The 18342-nt window shown below is 70.2% G+C and carries 14 protein-coding genes; 6 read left to right on the top strand and 8 right to left on the bottom strand.

Annotation, left to right across the window (positions count from 1 at the left end):
- Positions 1-5: 5 nt before the first annotated feature.
- The 4 genes from pyrH to secA all read right to left on the bottom strand — a co-directional run bounded on the left by pyrH (position 6) and on the right by secA (position 5933).
- Positions 6-749 (bottom strand): UMP kinase, encoded by a 744-nt coding sequence (gene pyrH, locus K8556_RS04145; protein ID WP_223738690.1) that lies wholly within the window; start codon positions 747-749, stop codon positions 6-8.
- A gap of 200 nt (positions 750-949) precedes the next feature.
- Positions 950-1603: a translation elongation factor Ts gene (tsf, locus tag K8556_RS04140; protein ID WP_223738689.1), complete on the bottom strand. Its 654-nt coding sequence runs from the start codon at positions 1601-1603 to the stop codon at positions 950-952.
- Between the two features lie 182 nt (positions 1604-1785).
- Entirely contained in the window at positions 1786-2763 is a 978-nt protein-coding gene (gene rpsB, locus K8556_RS04135) for a 30S ribosomal protein S2 (protein ID WP_223738688.1), read from the bottom strand.
- Positions 2764-3110: 347 nt separating this feature from the next.
- Entirely contained in the window at positions 3111-5933 is a 2823-nt protein-coding gene (secA, locus tag K8556_RS04130; protein ID WP_223738687.1) for a preprotein translocase subunit SecA, read from the bottom strand.
- Positions 5934-6418: 485 nt separating this feature from the next.
- On the opposite strand from secA, the gene K8556_RS04125 reads away from it, so the two are divergent.
- On the top strand, positions 6419-7444 hold the full coding sequence (locus tag K8556_RS04125; protein WP_223738686.1) for an SAM-dependent methyltransferase: 1026 nt from the start codon (positions 6419-6421) through the stop codon (positions 7442-7444).
- Positions 7445-7517: 73 nt separating this feature from the next.
- The gene (locus K8556_RS04120) at positions 7518-8222 is read left to right on the top strand and encodes a diguanylate cyclase domain-containing protein (RefSeq protein ID WP_223738685.1); all 705 of its coding nucleotides are present in this window, start codon (positions 7518-7520) and stop codon (positions 8220-8222) included.
- A 9-nt stretch (positions 8223-8231) separates the two neighbouring features.
- Here K8556_RS04120 and K8556_RS04115 read toward each other — a convergent pair whose 3' ends face one another.
- From K8556_RS04115 to K8556_RS04100, 4 genes are all read right to left on the bottom strand, one after another.
- Positions 8232-9149 carry a M23 family metallopeptidase gene (locus K8556_RS04115; protein ID WP_223738684.1) on the bottom strand — a complete coding sequence of 306 codons (918 nt, stop codon included), beginning with the start codon at positions 9147-9149 and terminating at the stop codon, positions 8232-8234.
- 228 nt (positions 9150-9377) lie between these two features.
- Positions 9378-10178 carry a Stp1/IreP family PP2C-type Ser/Thr phosphatase gene (locus K8556_RS04110; protein ID WP_043322847.1) on the bottom strand — a complete coding sequence of 267 codons (801 nt, stop codon included), beginning with the start codon at positions 10176-10178 and terminating at the stop codon, positions 9378-9380.
- 107 nt (positions 10179-10285) lie between these two features.
- Complete coding sequence (gene recN / locus K8556_RS04105) at positions 10286-12019, bottom strand: DNA repair protein RecN (RefSeq protein WP_223738683.1); 1734 nt, start codon at positions 12017-12019, stop codon at positions 10286-10288.
- 158 nt (positions 12020-12177) lie between these two features.
- Entirely contained in the window at positions 12178-15444 is a 3267-nt protein-coding gene (locus K8556_RS04100; RefSeq protein WP_223738682.1) for a DEAD/DEAH box helicase, read from the bottom strand.
- Positions 15445-15755: 311 nt separating this feature from the next.
- On the opposite strand from K8556_RS04100, the gene K8556_RS04095 reads away from it, so the two are divergent.
- The 4 genes from K8556_RS04095 (at position 15756) to K8556_RS04080 (ending at position 18248) form a co-directional block, all read left to right on the top strand.
- The gene (locus tag K8556_RS04095) at positions 15756-16292 is read left to right on the top strand and encodes an adenine phosphoribosyltransferase (protein WP_223738681.1); all 537 of its coding nucleotides are present in this window, start codon (positions 15756-15758) and stop codon (positions 16290-16292) included.
- 95 nt (positions 16293-16387) lie between these two features.
- Positions 16388-17008 carry a TetR family transcriptional regulator gene (locus K8556_RS04090; protein WP_223738680.1) on the top strand — a complete coding sequence of 207 codons (621 nt, stop codon included), beginning with the start codon at positions 16388-16390 and terminating at the stop codon, positions 17006-17008.
- A complete protein-coding gene (coaD, locus tag K8556_RS04085) occupies positions 17008-17505 on the top strand; it encodes a pantetheine-phosphate adenylyltransferase (RefSeq protein WP_223738679.1) in 498 nt (165 codons plus the stop codon). The genes K8556_RS04090 and coaD overlap by 1 nt, the downstream gene beginning before the upstream one ends.
- Complete coding sequence (locus K8556_RS04080) at positions 17502-18248, top strand: MBL fold metallo-hydrolase (protein ID WP_223738678.1); 747 nt, start codon at positions 17502-17504, stop codon at positions 18246-18248. The genes coaD and K8556_RS04080 overlap by 4 nt, the downstream gene beginning before the upstream one ends.
- Positions 18249-18342 lie beyond the last annotated feature (94 nt).

Below are 18342 nucleotides of genomic sequence, written 5' to 3'. Positions count from 1 at the left end.
GGGTTTCAGGCCCAGGCCGTCTCGGCCGCGCCAACGACGGTGCCGAACTCACCGTGGCCCGTGACGGCGCGCTGGATGTTCCCGCGCGTGCCCAGGTCGAACACGATGATGGGCAGCTTGTTGTCCATGCACAGCGAGATGGCCGTGGAGTCCATCACGTTGAGGTTCTGCTTGAGGACGTCCATGTACGTGAGCGTCCGGTAGCGCTTCGCGGTCGGGTCCTTCTTCGGGTCCGCGTTGTAGACGCCGTCCACCTTGGTGGCCTTGAGGATGACCTGCGCGTTGATTTCCATCGCGCGCAGCGACGCGGCCGTGTCGGTGGTGAAGTAGGGGTTGCCCGTGCCCGCGGCGAAGATGACGACGCGGCCCTTCTCCAGGTGCCGCACGGCGCGCCGGCGGATGTAGGGCTCGGCGATCTGCTCCATCTTGATGGCGGACTGCACGCGCGTCTTCAGCCCCTGCTTCTCCAGCGCGTCCTGCAGCGCCATGGAGTTGATGCAGGTGGCGAGCATGCCCATGTAGTCCGCGCTCGCGCGGTCCATGCCCTCCGTGGCGCCCGCGACGCCGCGGAAGATGTTGCCGCCGCCAATCACGAGGGCGATCTCCAGGCCCGTCCGCGACAGCTCGGCCACTTCCTCCGCGATGCGCGTGAGGGTGGGCGGGTGGATGCCGTACTTCCCCTCGCCCATCAGGGCTTCGCCCGACAGTTTGAGGAGGATGCGCTTGTAGGGAGAGGTGGATTCGGACATACGCGTCCGCTTCTATCCCCCGCCCCGCGCCCAAGCAACGACGGAAGTCGTGACGCGCACCGCACCGTCCGATGCCGGGCGGACGGACGCGAGTCGAACGGGCCTGGAATACCGAGGGCCGCGTTCCCGGCGCCCTTCCGTGTGAGGAAGAGCCCCAGGCACGCGGCCCTGAGGGCACTGCGGCGCGGCGGGAAGGCGCTTTAGGCCTGGCCCAGCGTCTTGGCGACCTCGGCGGCCAGGTCGTCCTTCTTCTTCTCGATGCCCTCACCCACCTCGTAGCGGACGAAGCGGCGCACGGAGACCTTCTCGCCAATCTTGGCGGCGCGCTCGTTGATCATCTCGCCGACCTTCTTCTTGTCGTCCTTCACCCAGAGCTGGTCCACCAGGCAGACGCCCTCGTAGTACTTCTCCATCTTGCCCACGAGGATCTTCTCCAGCATCGCCTCGGGCTTGCCCTGCTGCTTGAGCAGCTCGCGCTGGATCTCCTTCTCCTTGTCCATCGCGTCGGAGGGGACTTCCTCGCGGCGGACGTACTTGGGGTTGGCCGCGGCGATCTGCATCGCCACTTCCTTCGCCAGGTCCTGGAAGTCCGGGTTGCGCGCGACGAAGTCCGTCTCGCAGTTGACCTCCACGATGACGCCGATGCGGCCACCGTGGATGTAGGAGGTCACGATGCCTTCGGCCGCGACGCGGCCGGCCTTGCCCTCGGCCTTGGAGATGCCCTTCTTGCGCAGCCACTCCGCGGCCTTCTCGAAGTCGCCACCGGACTCGGCCAGCGCCTTCTTGCAGTCCATCATGCCCGCGTTGGTGCGCTCGCGGAGGTCCTTCACCATCTGGGCGGTGATCTCAGCCATGTCGTATCTCTTTCTTCATCGGCTCCGAGCCTGGCGGCGTGCGCCGGGGGCGGAGGACTGGGGTTCTCTGGGTACTGATGCCTGGAACGTAGAAAACGGAGACGGCCGGACAGCGGGCCTTGAGAGGTGCCGCCCGGCCGAACTCCGGATACCGCGATGGGGAAGCGAAGAGGCGCGGGCGGTTACTCCGCCGGCGTGGCCTCGCCGCCACCCTCGGGCGCCTGCTCGGTGGAGGAGGCCGCGCCGCCCTTCATCTCCACGACAGGGCCGCGGCGGTCACCGCCACGGTCACCGCCGCCCCGGCGGTCGTCACGGCGGTCGCCGCGGTCACCCCGGCGCGGACCCCGGCGGTCGTCACGGCGGTCGCCGCGGTCGTCACGGCCCTCGCGCTCCTCCTGCTCGTCGCGCTCGGCGGCGCCGGACGCACGGTAGCGCGCCGCACCCTCGAGGCACGCGTCCGCGATCTTGGACGTGAAGAGCTTGATGGAGCGGATGGCGTCGTCGTTGCCCGGGATGACGAAGTCGATGCCGTCCGGATCGCAGTTGGTGTCCACCAGGCCAATCACCGGGATGCCCAGGCGGGTGGCCTCGTGGATGGCGATGTGCTCCTTCTTCGGGTCGATGACGAACACGCAGCGGGGCAGCTTCGCCATGTTCTTCACGCCGCCCAGGTTCTTCTCCAGCTTCTCGCGCTCGCGCTCGAGCTGGGCGACTTCCTTCTTGGGCAGCACCTCGAAGGTGCCGTCCTCGGCCATCTTCTCCAGGGTCTTCAGGCGGTCGATGCCCTGCTTGATGGTCTTGAAGTTCGTCAGCGTGCCGCCCAGCCAGCGGCTGGTCACGAAGAACTGACCGGCGCGGCCGGCCTCCTCGTGGATGACGTCCTGGGCCTGCTTCTTGGTGCCCACGAAGAGCACGGACCCGCCGCGCGCCGTGATGTCCGCCACGAAGCGGAAGGCCGCGCGGGCCATGGTCACGGTCTTCTGCAGGTCGATGATGTAGATGCCGTTGCGGGCGCCGAAGATGTAGGGCTTCATCTTCGGGTTCCAGCGCTTGGTCTGGTGGCCGAAGTGAACGCCGGCCTCGAGGAGCTGGCGCATCGTGATGCCGCTCGCGGCGGCCATCGCCTGGGCCTGGGTCTGCGTATCCTGCTGGGTGTCCATGGTGCGTGTACCTTCCGGTTGTTCCGCCACGCGCGTTGAGAAAGCTGCCAGTCCTGGCCCTTCCACCGTGGAGGGGCACCGGGGACCGGTGACACGCGTGTGAGTAGTGGGTGTCGCGGACTGCCTCGGGCGGTGAAGCCCGGCCCCTCTACATAACGGGGCGCGGCGTCCTTAGCAGAACGCTTGAGAGGGGCGCAAGCTTCGGCACACCCTCCGTCCGGCTCCCACCGTCCCGGGGCCGCTCCCCTCCCCTCCAGCCGGCCAGGAAGACGACCGGCGCGGCCCCCGCTCCCCTTTCCAGGGAGGGCGACCGCGCCGGAGGGCGCTTCCATCAGGTGTTCAGCCGCCTACGGGTTGGCTTCGTTGGCGCCGTGGCACTTCTTGTACTTGCGGCCGCTGCCGCAGGGGCAGGGCTCGTTGCGGCCCACGGGCTTGGGGCCGGCCGCGGCCTCGCGCTGGGCGACCGGGGTGGCGGTGGCCTCCTCGAGCTTCCCCTCCGCGTCCGCGCGGCCCTCCACGGCCTTCTTCTGCTGCTGGGCGAGCTGGCGCTGGATGCGGGCGGTCTCCTCCGCCGCGTTGGAGGCGGAGCGGGCCTGGACGCGCATCATCTGGCTGACGAACTGCGTCTTGATGGCGTCCAGCATCTGCATGAAGCCCGTGTAGCCTTCCTTCTTGTACTCCTGCTTCGGGTCCTTCTGGCCGTAGCCGCGCAGGCCGATGCCCTGGCGCAGGTGGTCCATGGCCAGCAGGTGGTCCTTCCACAACTGGTCGATGGTGGCCAGGTACCGGTACTGCAGGAAGCGCATGAAGTCTTCGCCGAACTCCTGCTCGCGGGCGGTGAAGACCTTCTCCGCCGCCGCGTAGATCTGCTCCTGGAGCTCGTCCCGGTTGCCGACGCCCTCGAAGGACATCTCCAGGTTGAGCGACTCCTTCACGGAGTTGGACAGCGAGGCGATGTCCCACGTGTCCGAGCTGCGCGTGGGGGCGTAGGTGTCCGTCAGGGACACGACGACGTCCTCCACGGCGTCCAGCACCATCTCCCGGAAGTCCGCCCAGGAGATGACGCGCTCGGAGCGCGTCTTCACGCGGGTCTTCAGGTCCTCCTCGTACTCCACGAGCGGGATGCCCGCGCCCGACGCGAGCACCTGGCGGCGCAGCTTGTAGATGGTGCGCCGCTGCTGGTTCATCACGTCGTCGTACTCGAGCAGGTTCTTGCGGATGTCGAAGTTGTGGCCTTCGACCCGCTTCTGCGCGCTCTCGATGGCGCGCGAGAGCCAGATGTGCTCGATGACCTCGCCCTCCTCCATGCCGAGGCGCTCCATCAGCATCTGGATGCGCTCCGACCCGAAGATGCGCATCAGGTCGTCTTCCAGGGACAGGAAGAAGCGGCTGGCGCCCGGGTCACCCTGGCGGCCGGCGCGGCCACGCAACTGGTTGTCCACGCGGCGGGACTCGTGGCGCTCCGTGCCGATGATGAAGAGGCCGCCGGCGGCCATGACCTCTTCACGCTCGCGCTTGGTGAGCGCCTCGTTGTTCGCCTTCGTCTCCGCGAAGCGCTTCTCGTAGTCCGCCAGCGCCGCCTGGTAGCCGGTGAGATCCAGGGGCTGGCCGTCCACCGCCTCGGGCGGCTCCGGCGGCGGGCCCATCTCGCCCTTGGTCATGACCTCCGCGTTGCCGCCCAGGAGGATGTCCGTGCCGCGGCCGGCCATGTTGGTGGAGATGGTGACCGCGCCCTTGCGGCCCGCCTGCGCGACGATGTCCGCCTCGCGCTGGTGCGCCTTGGCGTTGAGGACGCTGTGGGCCACGCCGCGCTTCTTGAGGAAGTTGGACACCACCTCGCTCTTGGCGATGGACACCGTGCCCACGAGCACCGGCTGACCGGCCTTGTGCAGCTCTTCAATCTGGGCGGCGACGGCCTCGAACTTCTCGCGCTCCGTCTTGTAGACCACGTCCTGCTCGTCGCGGCGCTGCGCCTGACGGTTGGTCGGGATGACGCGCACGTCCAGGTTGTAGATCTTCGCGAACTCCTCGGCCTCCGTGTCCGCGGTGCCCGTCATGCCGGACAGCTTGGAGTACATGCGGAAGTAGTTCTGGAACGAGACCGTGGCGAGCGTCTGGTTCTCGTTTTCAATCTTCACGCCCTCCTTGGCCTCGATGGCCTGGTGGAGGCCGTCGGACCAGCGGCGGCCCGGCATGAGGCGGCCGGTGAACTCGTCGACGATCTGCACCTCGCCGTCCTTCACCACGTAGTCCTTGTCGCGCTTGTAGAGCGTGTGCGCGCGCAGGGCCTGCTCGACGTGGTGGAGGGTCTCGATCTCGCCCGGGTCGTAGAGGTTGCCGACGTTGAGGCGCTTCTGGAGCTTGTCGATGCCGTCGTCGGTGAGGGCGACCGAGCGGTGCTTCTCGTCCAGGGTGTAGTCCTGGTCCGGCACGAGGCCCGGGATGACCTGATCCACCCGGTAGTACTTGTCGGTGCTGTCCTCGGTGGGGCCGGAGATGATGAGCGGCGTGCGGGCCTCGTCGATGAGGATGGAGTCCACCTCGTCGACGATGGCGTAGTTGAGCTCGCGCTGGACGTAGTCCTGCAGACGGAACTTCATGTTGTCGCGCAGGTAGTCGAAGCCGAACTCGTTGTTCTGGCCGTACGTGATGTCCGAGCGGTACGCCTCCTGGCGCTGCTTGTCGGACAGCTCGTGGAGCACGCAGCCCGTCGTCATGCCCAGGAACTTGTAGACCCGGCCCATCCACTCCGCGTCGCGGCGGGCGAGGTAGTCGTTCACGGTGACGACGTGCACGCCGCGACCGGACAGGGCGTTGAGGTAGGAGGGCAGCGTCGCGGTGAGCGTCTTGCCTTCACCGGTGCGCATCTCCGCGATGCAGCCCTCGTGCAGGAACATGCCGCCGATGAGCTGCACGTCGTAGTGGCGCTGGCCGATGACCCGGCTCGCCGCTTCACGGGTGAGGGCGAAGGCCTCGAACAACAGGTCGTCGAGCGGCTTGCCGTTCGCGATCTCCTGCTTCATCCGGGCGGTTTCGCGCGCGAAGTCCTCGTCCTTGAGGGCCTTCATGCGGCCCTCCAGTTCGTTGATGCGGGCGACCTTCAGGCGGGCTTTCTTGAGCTCGCGCTCATTCTTGGTCCCGATGAGCTTCTTTAGCGTCCATTCAATCATGTTGGCTCTCTCGCCGGAGGATCCTCGAAGGAGCGCGGCGAGTGAAGGGAATTCCCAGGAGATGTAAGGGAGAACCAGACCAAAACCACGCGCGCCCCCCGAAACTTCCTCTCGGCTGGCCGCCCGGCGCGCGGTGGCCCAGAGTAAAGCGGAACCGAGTCCACGCAATGTCCCCTAAGCAGAATCACCGTCCCCGCGCCGCGAAGACTTCTTCCGGCCGCTCCTCCCCGGGCCCCCGCCGGCCAGGCGCCCCCTCCCGTCCCGGCAAGCCCGGCCATGCCGGTTCTCCCTCTGGTGGCAAGGGGGGCCCCAAGCCCGGCCCCCGCGCGGGCGGCAAGCCCGGCCCCCGTGCAGGAGGCAAGCCCGGCTCCAAGCCAGGCGCGAAGCCCGCCCCCACACCCCGTGCCGGTGGCCCCGGACGCTCCGCCCCAGCACCCATCGCCTCTCCCGCGCCGCGCATCCCACCTCGGGCGCGGGTGCCGTCCATGCCCGCACAGACGCTGGCGGCCCAACCGGGCCGGTGGCTGTGGACGTGCCGGGAGGGCTTCGAGTCGCACCTGTTCGAGGAGCTGACCTGGGCGGGAGCGGGTCCCCGCCTCCTGGGCCCCGCCCTGGTGGAGTCCGAGCAGCGGCCGGAGGTCCCCCCTGCCTTTGGCCGGGCGGTGGAGAAGGTCGTCTCCACCTGGGCGCCCCCGGGTGGGGCGCAGGTGCCGGTGGAGGACATCGTGGCGGCGATGTCCGGGCTGCCCTCTCGCGTGCCCTGGCTCCTCAGGGCCTACACGCCGGACAGCGCGAAGGGCAACACGCAGGCGGGCCGCGCGGAGGCCCTGGAGGCGGCGGTGCGCGCCGCGCTCCCCGCGGGACGCGTGCTGGAGGACGACGGCCGGGCGCGCGAGGCGGGGGCCCTGCTGGTGGGCCTGTGCGTCACGCCGGACGGGGTGCTGAGCCTGGGCGCGGTGAGCGCCCGTGAGGCCCTGTCCCTGGCCCCGGGCGGGCGGCGGCGGATGAAGCGCGCGGGCGAGTCCCCCTCCCGCGCGGCCATGAAGCTGGAGGAGGCGCTGGACGGGCTGGCGCATGAGCCCGGGCGCGGCGACGTCTGCGTGGACCTGGGCGCGGCGCCGGGCGGCTGGACGCAGCGGCTGGTGGCGCGTGGGGCGCGGGTGGTGGCGGTGGACCCCGCGAAGCTGATGCCGGAGCTGGCGAGGAACCCGCGCGTCCAGCACGTGCAGGAGAGCGCCTTCGCCTACGCCCCCGAGGAGCCCGCGGACTGGCTCTTCTGCGACATGGCGTGGCGCCCCCTGGAGGTGGCGCAGTTGCTGGCCAAGTGGGGCCGGCGCCGCTGGGCGCGCAACCTGGTGGCCAACATCAAGCTGCCCATGAAGGACAAGAACCCGCTGCTGCTGCGGGTGCGCCAGATACTCGTGGACGACGGGGGCTGGGAGGGCCTCACCGTCCGCCAGCTCTACCATGACCGGGACGAGGTCACCGTGACGGCCCACCGGATGCGCTAGCGGGCGACGGAGCGGGCGCGGGGAGGAAGCTTTCCTGCGCCCGGGGCCGGTCCGCGCTACACACGCGGACACGATGCCCTACACACTCGACGACGCCACCGCCACCGCCCTCGTCGCCCTCCACCCCCGGGCCGCGCGCCCGGGGCACGCGCAGGAGGCGCCCCAGGCCGCCGCCCGGGAGCTCATCGCCGCCGAGCAGCGCCGGCGCGGCCAGCCGGACGCCACCGGGGCCCTGCACGTGCTGGCGCTCACCCAGGGCACGCTCCTCAAGGAGGAGTTCGACCTGTCCACGCACGCGCACCACGACGGCTGGCGCGTGGGGGCGCTGATGGTGGACGTGAAGGAGATGATCCACTTCAACGCGCGCTTCGGCTTCCCCGCCGGGGACGCGCTGCTCCAGGGCGTCGTGGCGTCGCTCGGCGCGCAGTACCCGGGCGCGCGCATCGTGCGCTTCCAGCCGGACGGCTTCGCGGTGCTGCTGCTGCCCACGTCCCAGCTCACCGTGCGCGAGGACAGCGCGGAGGCGACGCGCGCCAGGCTGGCGGAGGACCTGCGCCCCGCGCTGCCTCCGGGCGCCTCCGACACCGACGTGCCGGGCTTCACCGTGGCGCTGCTGGAGCTGACGGTGCACCAGCCGTCACACTGGCAGGTGCTGGGGCCGCTCCTGTGGGCGGAGGTGGAGCGGGCCTACATCATGGAGCGCACCGGGCGGACGCACGGCCTGCAGCGGCGGCGCCTGCGCCTGGACGCGTTCCTCCCGGAGCCGGAAGGAACCTGAGCGCGTCCCCTACTCCTCGAGGATGAACTTGCGCGGGTTCTGCGGCACGCCGTTCACGCGCACCTCGTAGTGCAGGTGCGGGCCGGTGGAGCGGCCGGTGTTGCCCACCGCCGCGATGGTCGCACCGCGCTTCACCCGGTCCCCGGCCTTCACGAGGATCTTGGACAGGTGGCCGTAGCGCGTCTTGATGCCGTAGCCGTGGTCGATGACGAGCACGTTGCCGTACCCGCCCTCCAGGCCCGCGAACACCACCGTGCCGTCGGACGGCGCGGTGACCTCCTTGCCGTGCGGCGCCGCGATGTCCAGGCCCGCGTGCGTCACGCGGTCCGCCGTGTACGGGTCCAGGCGCTGACCGAAGTCGCTGGTCACCCAGCCGCGCGCCGGCCACACCGACGGCGTGGAGGCCAGGAGCGACTTCTGGTCCTGGAAGTAGGCCTGCAGGTCCTGGAGGCTCAGCTCCTGGCGGGTCGCCTCCGCGGAGAGCCGGTCCAGGCGGCCCAGCATCATCTTGGGCGTGTCCGTGGTGGTGAGCTGGGTGAACTGCGTGTCCGTCGCGGGCGCCGTGGTGCCGGCCTCCGGCTCCGTGGGGCCCATGGCCAGGTTGCGCTGCGGGTCCGACAGCAACGTCACCGCGCGCAGCTTCTGGTCGAAACGCTCCACGCGGTCCAGCGTCGAACCGATGTGCTCGATGCGCTCACGCACCGACTTGAGCTGCGAGCGCAGCGTGAGGTTCTCCTCACGCAGGATGCGGTTCTCCGACGCGTCCGCCGCCACCTGGAGGTAGTGGATGCTCGCACCGGCGCCCAGGCCCGCCACCAGCATCAGGCCCATGCCCACCTGAACGAGCCAGGAGCGCTGGATGGTGTAGCGCTTCACCGGAGCGTCGTGGTCCGGGATGACCATCAGCGTGAAGGACTTTTTGGCCACGGACCACTCCTGGGGAAACTCTTTCGCAACGTGGGACTTCCGGCGCCAGAAGCTAAGTCGCTCCCCGCGCTCGCAACACCTCCCCCACCCGCCGCCCCTCCCGCACCGTCACCCACTGGCGATTCTCAGTGGATGGAAAGGTTGGGGCAGCTATCATCCGCATTTGAAGAGTGTCAAGGTCAACAGACCCCGGGGCACGCCCCATCGCGCCCCGAGTCCGGGCCTTCTTCACCCGCCCTGCATGCGCACGACGATGACGCTGATGTTGTCGTCGCCGCCGCGCTCATTGGCCAGGTCGATGAGGTGCTTGGGCACCTCCTCCAGGCTCGCATGGCGCGCGACGGTGTCGTGGATCTCCCGGTCCTCGAGCATGTTGGCGAGGCCGTCCGAGCAGAGCAGGAACACGTCACCGGGCTCGGACACGAGCCCCATGACATCCACCTGGACCTCCTCCTCGAAGCCGACGGAGCGGGTGATGATGTTCTTGTACCGGGAGTGCTTGGCCTCCTCCGGTGTGATCATCCCCGCTTTGATCTGCTCGTTGACCAGCGAGTGGTCCTCGGAGATCTGCTGGATGAGGTCCCCGCGGATGAGGTACGCGCGACTGTCGCCCACGTGGGCGAAGAAGGCGTGCTCGTCGCGGACCACCAGGGAGATGACCGTCGTGCCCATGCCGGACAGGCGCGCGTCATCCTGGGCGGTGAGGTAGATGGCCTGACAGGCCTTCTCCACCGCGCCCCGGAGCGCTTCCGGAATGGGCGAATCCTGGAGGTTGGGAACGCTGACGAAGGGGTTGTCCCGCCCTTCACGCGCGCGCCGCAGCTCCTTGTCGATGGTCTCGACGGCGATGCGCGACGCGGTACCGCCACCCGCGTGCCCACCCATGCCGTCCGCCACGACGTAGAGCTGGAGCTCATCGTCAATGAGGAAGCTGTCCTCGTTGTGATTGCGCTTGCGCCCGACGTCCGTCAGGCCAGCGGAGATGACTTTATGGCGGGGGGCCGCGGTCTGCCCTGCGGTGCTGGACACGCGCCGGATGCTATGTGAGCCCATAAGTCGGGGCAAGGACGCGCACGAAAACTCGCGGTGCGTCATGCCCCTCCCCCTGGGTCACCCCTACCTTGTAGGCCCCCATTTCAGGCCGTCCGGCGCAGCCGGCCCCGGGGGCTGCCCTCCGGACCGGACTCCCGGCGCGCCCGGGGCGTGGCCCGGTGGGCCGAGCGCACCAGCGCCTCCGCCGCGCCCAGCGCCTCCCGGGTGACCTCCACGCCGGACATCATGCGCGCCAGCTCCTGGGTGCGCTCGGCGCCCGCCGAGAGCGGCAGCACCTGGGACACGGTGCGCTCGCCCTTCACGCTCTTCCTGATGAGCAGGTGCGCGTCCGCGTAGGCGGCCACCTGGGGCAGGTGCGTGATGCACAGCACCTGGCGGTGGGTGCTGACCTCCCGAATCATCCGGCCCACCACGTCCGCGATGGCGCCGCTGACGCCCGCGTCGGCCTCGTCCAGGATGTAGCACCCGCACGCGTCACTGTCCGCCAGTGCACGTTTGAGCGCGAGCAGGAGCCGGCTGGCCTCACCGCCCGAGGCCACCTTGGCCAGGGGCCGCGCCGGTTCACCCGGGTTGGCGCTGAAGAAGAACTCCACTTCATCCAGGCCGTCCGGGCGCAGCGCCTCTCCGGCGGTGACGCGCACCTCGAAGGCGGCCTTGCCCATGGCCAGCCCGCCCAGGCCGTCACGCACCTGCTGGGAGAAGGCCCCCGCGGAGGCCTTCCGGGCGCGGGACAGCGCCAGCGCCGCCTTGCGCGCCCGCTCCTCCACGCGTTTGCGCTCCTGGTTGAGCTCCTCCAGGATTTCGCGCCGGTTCTCCAGCGTGCCCAGCTCCGTCTCCAGCTCGCCGCGCTTCTTGAGGACGCCGTCCAGCGTCGTGCCGTGCTTGCGGCACAGCCGCTTGAGCGCGTCCAGCCGCTCCTCCACCTCGCCCAGCCGCCCGGGGTCGGACTCCAGCCCCTCCACGTAGCGGTTGAGCCGGCGCGCGGCCTCCTCCAGCTCCGACAGCGCCGTGGAGAGCGACTGCGCCACCGGCGCGAGCGTCGCGTCGCACTTGACGCCCTCGTGCACGAGCCCCAGCGCGCGCCCCACGATTTCGACCGCGGACGGGGCCTCGCCCGCCACCAGCAGCTCGGCCTCCGCGCCCTGGCGCTTGAGCTTCTGCGCGCTGCCCAGCCGCCGGCGCTCCGCGTCCAGCTTCACGTCCTCGCCGGGCTCCGGGTCCAGGCGCGTGATTTCGTCCAGTTGGAAGCGCAGGAACTCCGCGCGCTCGCGCACCTTGGCGTCGTCCCCGCCCAGCGCGTCCATGCGCGAGTCCACCTCGCGCAGGTTCGCCCACTCGCGGCCGTACGCGGCCAGCGTCTCCTCCAGGCCGCCGTACTTGTCCAGGAGCACCCGGTGCAGGCCGGAGTCGAAGAGGCTCACGTGCTCATGCTGGCCGGCGATGTCCACCGCGCCCCGGGTGAGCTTCCCCAGCACGCCCAGCGTCACCAGCGCGCCGTTGACGTAGACCTTGCCGCGCCCGGTGCGCCCGAGCACGCGGCGCACGAGCACCTCCTCTCCCAGGTCCGGGAGGCCCAGTTCCTCCAGGCGCGCGGCCAGCACCGGTGTCCGGGCGAACACGCCCTCCACCGCCGCGTCCTCGCAGCCCGCACGGATGACGTCCGCATCCGCCCTGCCCCCGAGCAGCAGGCCCAGCGCGTCCACCAGAATGGACTTGCCGGCCCCCGTCTCACCCGTGAGGACGGTGAGGCCCGCGCCGAACGCGACCTCCACCTCCTCAATCACCGCTACGTTCGAAATCCGAAGACCCAGCAGCACGCGCGCCCTCCGCGGTCCGTACGACGCCCCAACACCTGAACACCCTAGCAGGTCTTGATGACACTGCACAGGTGTTCGGGTCGGGCGGACGGTGGGAGGGCGAGTGGGAGGGCGTGGCCTGTTGGCGCCACAACCATCTCCCACCCTTCCCGCTGGCTTCAGATTTCGGTGAACAGCTCCTGGATGTCCTGTTCCGTGAGGGTGCGGCCCATGTCGTCCCCGTCCGTGCCCAGCACGCCGGCGGCGAGGTCGCGCTTGCGGCGCTGGAGGCTGAGGATCTTCTCCTCCACCGTGCCGCGGGTGATCAGCTTGTAGCTGATGACCGCGCGCGTCTGGCCGATGCGGTGCGTACGGTCCGTGGCCTGGTCCTCCACGGCGGGGTTCCACCACGGGTCGAAGTGGATGACGTAGTCCGCGGCGGTGAGGTTCAAGCCGGTGCCGCCCGCCTTGAGGCTGATGAAGAAGAGCGGCGGGCCGTCAGGGCGGTTGTACTCGTCCACCTTGCCCATGCGGTCCTTGGTGCGGCCGTCCAGGTAGAGGTAGCGCAGGCCGCGTTTGTCGGCCTCCTGCTTGAGCAGCTCCAGCATCTCCGTGAACTGGCTGAAGACGAGGGCGCGGTGGCCCTCGGACACCAGGTCATCCACCAGTTGCATGAAGCGCTCGAGCTTCGCGCTGGACGGCAGCAGCGTGCCGGGCGGCATCTTGAGCAGGCGCGGGTCGCAGCACACCTGACGCAGGCGCATCAGCGCGGCGAGGATGGAGACGCGGCTGCGCTTGAAGCCCACCTTCTCGATGGACTCGTTCACCTTGCGGCGGCTCTCCTCCAGCACCTCGCGGTAGAGCGCGGCCTGGCCGGGCTCCATCTCGCACCACGCGACGCTCTCCGTCTTCGGCGGCAGGTCCTTGGCCACCTCCGTCTTGAGGCGGCGCATGATGAAGGGCTGGATGCGGCGGCGCAGCCGGTCCTTCGCGGTGGCGTCGTTGGCCACCTGGATGGGCTGCTCGTAGCGGTCGCTGAAGCCCTCCGCGCTGCCCAGGAAGCCGGGCATCAGGAAGTCGAAGATGCTCCAGAGCTCCGACAGGCGGTTCTCCAGCGGCGTACCGGTGAGCGCCAGGCGCGTCTCGCTGGGCAGCGACTTGCACGCCTGCGCGGTGGCGCTGTCCGCGTTCTTGATGTTCTGCGCCTCGTCCAGGATGACGTAGCGGAAGCCCACCTGGGACAGTTGCTCCAGGTCGCGGCGCACCAGCGCGTACGACGTGAGCACCAGGTCCATGTCCTTCAGGTCCTCCGCGCGCTCGCGGCGGTCCTGCCCGTGCCACACCATGGCCTTGAGGCCCGGCGTGAAGCGCTCCGCCTCGCGCTCCCAGTTGGCGAGCACGCTCGTGGGCGCGACCACCAGGGACGGCTTGCGGCCCTCGTCGTTGGCCACCTTCTGCATCAGGCTCAGGGACTGGATGGTCTTTCCCAAGCCCATGTCGTCCGCGAGGATGCCGGACAGCCCGTGGCGCCGGAGGAACCAGAGCCAGGACAGGCCCGCCTCCTGGTAGTGGCGCAGCGTGGCCTGGAGTCCTTCCGGCACGGCCACCTTCGGCACGCCCGCGGACTCGCGCAGCGCGAGCATGGCCTGACGGGCCTTGGCCTCCACCTCGGTGAACTCGCCCAGGTCCGCGAGCAGGTCCAGGGCGACGGCCTGGTGCAGCGGCAACCGCGTGCGCGTGCGGCCCGGCATGGCGCCGGCCTCCTCCAGGAGGTCCGCCACGCGCTTGATCTCCGCGACGTCCGCCTCCGCGAAGGAGCCGTCCTTCAGCGGCACGAACTTGCGGCCGGAGTCCAGCCACATGCGCACGGCGCCCAGGTCCACGGCTTGATCGTCGGTGACGAACTCCGCGTCCAGGTCGAACCACTGCACGCCGCTCATGCCCACGCGGATGCGCGGCTTGAGCTTCGGGCGCAGCCGCACCTTGGGCGCCTGCACGCCGTAGCGCTCCCACTCCTCGGGCAGGCTCGCCAGGCCCCGCGCCCAGAACTCCAGGGCCACGTCGCCCGTCGCGTCGAACGCCTGCGCGGCCTGATCGAAGCGCAGCCCCAGGTCGAGCAGCAGCTTGCCCGCGGCGCGCTCCACCTCGTCCCGGCGGCGGTAGAGCTTGCGCGCGTCCTCGCCCACGCCGCTGGCGTAGCCCAGGTGCGTGGCCGTGGGGGACACCGCCACCGTCGTCTGGCCGTACCTCGCGGCGAGTTGCACCTTCACGCGCTCGGCGGCGCCCTCCAGGGTGAGGACGAAGCGCGGCTCGACCGTCTCGTCCACTTCGATGTCGTCCGCCTTCAACGACATGCGGAAGCGCGGCAGGTGCGCGGCGAAGAACGTCAGCACCCGGTCCAGTTGCCCGGACGGGAAGGCCATGGACGGCTCCAGCAGCCACTTGCGCAGCAAGCGCGGCGGGAAGTCCGGCTCCACGGCGTGGAGGTTCTGCGCCTGGATGACGTACGTGCGCCGGCCCGCGAGCACGATGACGTCCTTGAGCGGGTAGCCCACGCCGTCCGGGAACAGCAGTTCAATCTGCGCGGTGGCGCCGTCCGGACGCGACTCCAGGTGGATCTGCGGCCGCACGGGCTGGTCCATGTAGACGAGCGGCGTGCCCCGGTAGATGACCCGGCGCTGGCGCAACAGCTCCAGCACCTCGCACAGGTCCTCGTCGGAGAGGACGATGCGCGAGTCGTAGCGGTGCTCGTGGCGCGACAGCACCATGAAGATGCGCTCGTCCGCGGGCGCGATGCGGCTGCCCGCCTGGAGCAGGCGCTTGACGTGCACGGGGCCCTTGGTCTGCGCGTCCTGGCGGCGCACGTCCACGACCCAGTGGCGGTTGTTGGTGCCGCCCGGCCCCGAGCTCGCGGGGGTGAGCCGGTAGAGGAACTCGTAGTCGGGCAGTGAGGACAGGCCCAGCCAGCTCTCCACCTTGGCGAGCGCGGGCAGGCTGACGCCTTCCATCCCCGGCGCTCCGCCTCCGGGAACCTCCACCTCGTCGTCCGGTCCCAGGTCCTCGGGTTCGGGCGGCGGAGGCGGCGGCGCCGCGGCTTTCTGCGGCGGGGGCGGCGGCCGGAAGCGGGCCGCGTAGATGAGTGCCACGGCGACCACGTGCTCGCAATGCGGGCCCGTGGTGTTCCACACCGGGCAGGTGCAGGAGGAAACGACTTTTCCCTCTCCTGGGACCAGGGCCACTTCGTAGCGCTCACCGGACGGAGCCGCGACCTGCGCGCGGATGCGTTCGGGTTCACGCGTGAGGCCAAAGACGCGGCGGCCTTCGGCCACCTCGCGGCCTTTCTTGAACGTGGCGGGCTCGACCTCGGCCTTGAGGGCGCGGAGCCAGAGTCCGTCCTGGGGGGAGAGAGGGTCTCGGGTGTCAGCGGTGGTTTGCACGGCTTGCAAGGGCCCCAGACTCCTTGGTCGGGGGGAACCGCCTCGCTTAACACAGTGAGGGGATCCCCGCGCGTGGGAAAAAATACGGCGTCCGCCAGCCGATGCGGCTCAAGCGGCGCGAAGCTGTGAGATCATCAACGTCCGCCATGCCCCGGTCCCGTCCCAGTCCGCCCATCCTCCGGCCGTTGGCCCTGGGACCCCGCGTCCGGGGGCCCGCCAGGCCGGCTGTCACCGGGGCCGGGTACCCTGGGTTCCGGTTCCACCCCGGGTGTCATCCCCCGGGCTGAACGCCGCCGTCCTCTCTCGGAGCTCCAACCCCCATGTCCCTCGACCCCACGCTCGTCTCCGACCTCCAGGCCGTCCTGCGGGACGTGCCGGACTTCCCCAAGCCCGGCATCGTCTTCAAGGACATCACCCCCATGCTGGCGGACCCGCGCCTCTTCGGCCGGGTGGTCAACGCCATGGCCGCCCCCTTCCGGGGCCAGCACATCACCAAGGTGGTGGGCGTGGAGTCGCGCGGCTTCCTGCTGGGTGCCCCCCTGGCGCTGGCCCTGGAGGCGGGCTTCGTGCCCGCGCGCAAGCCCGGCAAGCTCCCCCACAAGCGCATCGTGGAGCGCTACTCGCTGGAGTACGGGGCGGACGGCGTGGAGATGCACGAGGACGCCATCCTCAAGGACGAGCGGGTCCTCGTGGTGGATGACGTGCTCGCCACCGGCGGCACCGCCGACGCCACGGGCCGCCTCGTCAGCCGGCTGGGCGGCCAGATTGTCGGCTACAGCTTCCTCATCACGCTCGACTTCCTGGAGGGCGCGAAGCGGCTGGGGCCGGACAAGGTGACGTCCCTCCTCCGCTTCTAGCGCCCCGCACGGCGTCACCGGCCCCCACGTCCGGTTGACGCCCGCGCCGGCCCTGTTTATAAGTTGGTCACACAACCTAGAAACAAGACCGCGCCATGCCCCGTCCCTCCAACACCGAAGCGCGCCGGGAACAGATTGTCGCCGGGCTGCTCAAGGCCATGGCCGAGCGCGGCTACGAGGGCGCGTCCGTGGCGGAGATCGCCCGGGCGGCGGGCCTGAGCGCGGGGCTGGTCCACTACCACTTCAAGGACAAGCAGGAGATCCTCCTGACCCTGGTGCGCTCGCTGGCGGCGCGTGCCCGGCAGCGCTTCGCCACCCGCGCGGCGAAGCTCGCGGCGGACGACGCGCGCGGGCGGGTGGAGGCGTTCGTGGACGCGTTCCTCGCCACCGGGCCGGACGCGGACGTGGCGGCGGTGGCGGGCTGGGTCACCATCAGCGCGGAGGCCATCCGGCAGCCGGAGGTGCGCGCCGCCTACGAAGAGGTGGTGCGCGCGGACCTGGAGCAGTTGGAGGCGCTGGTCGCGGCGGTGGTGGGCAAGCGCCGCGCGCGTCCGCTGGCCGCGGGCCTGTTCGCCTCCATCCAGGGGTACTTCGTGCTGTCCGCGGGCGCGCCCGGGCTCGTGCCCGCGGGCTCGGCGGCGGGCACCGTGAAGCGCATGGCGGCGGGCCTGCTGGACGCGGCGGCTTCTTCCTCGTCGGACCGTGAGGTGTCGTGATGAGCATCGCCCTCTACGCAGGCAGCTTCGACCCCGTGACGGCGGGACACCTGTCGGTGGTGCGGCAGGCGGCGCGCCTCTTCAGCCACGTCGTGGTGGTGGTCGCGGTCAACCCGAACAAGCGCACGCTGCTCACCGCGGAGGAGCGCATGGCCCTCATCCGCGAGGCCGTGGCGAAGCACCCCAACGTCTCCGTCACCTCCACCGAGGGGCTCATCGTGGAGCTGGCGCGGGAGATTGGCGCGAGCGTCCTGTTGCGCGGCGTGCGCGGCGCCACCGATGCGCAGTTCGAGACGGAGCTGGCGCAGATGAACCGCGCGCTCGCGCCGGAGCTGTCCACCCTGTTCCTGCCCGCGGAGGCGCACCTGGCGGAGGTGTCCAGCAGCGCCCTGAAGGAGCGCCTCACGCGCGGCGAGGACGTGTCCGCCTACTGCCCTCCCGCCGTCGCCGCGAAGCTGCGCGAGCGGCTGTCCCCTTCCCTCCGGAGCCACCCATGAGCCTGTCCTTCATCCCCCTGGGCGTCGGTGACGCCTTCTCCGCGCTCTACTACTCGTCGTGCCTGGCGCTGGAGGCGGAAGGCCAGGTGCTGCTCATCGACTGTCCGCACCCCATCCGCAAGATGATGCGCGAGGCGTCCGAGTCCTCCGGCGTGCACCTGGACGTGGAGCGCGTCAGCGCCGTGGCCCTCACGCACCTGCACGCGGACCACGCCTCCGGGCTGGAGAGCCTGGCGTACTTCTCCTTCTTCGTGCTCCAGCGGAAGATGGAGCTGCTCGCGCACCCGAGCGTCACGCGCCGCCTCTGGGAGGGCCACCTGGCCGCGGGCATGGAGTGCCTCATCGAGCAGCAGGGCGCGGGCCCCAGCCACAAGCACTTCGAGGACTACTTCACGCACACGCCGCTGCACCTGGAGCGCGCGGTGAAGCACGGCCCGTTCGAAATCGAGTGCCGCTTCACCTACCACCACGTGCCCACCACCGCGTTCCGCATCCGCGCCGGGGGCCGGTGCCTGGGCTACAGCGCGGACACCGCCTTCGACGAGGGGCTCATCTCCTGGCTGTCCGAGGCGGACCTGGTCATCCACGAGACGAACTACGGCGTGCACACGCCCTACGAGAAGCTGGCGGAGCTGCCGGAGGCGACTCGCGCGAAGATGCGCCTCATCCACTACCCGGACCTGTTCGACGCGAGCGGCAGCGTCATCGAGCCGCTGGCGCAGGGGCGGCGCTACACCGTCTGAGGTGGGAGCGCACGGCGGGCCGGATGCCCTTCATCCTCCGGGAAGAAGGGTTTGGGGCTTGCGCGTTGCGCCATGTCCGGCCCGCTCGCCTTCA

The sequence above is a fragment of the Corallococcus sp. AS-1-12 genome, assembly GCF_020036995.1.
In the GTDB taxonomy this organism is placed as follows: Bacteria; Myxococcota; Myxococcia; order Myxococcales; family Myxococcaceae; genus Corallococcus.
This window is presented reverse-complemented; position numbering and strand designations above follow the sequence as displayed.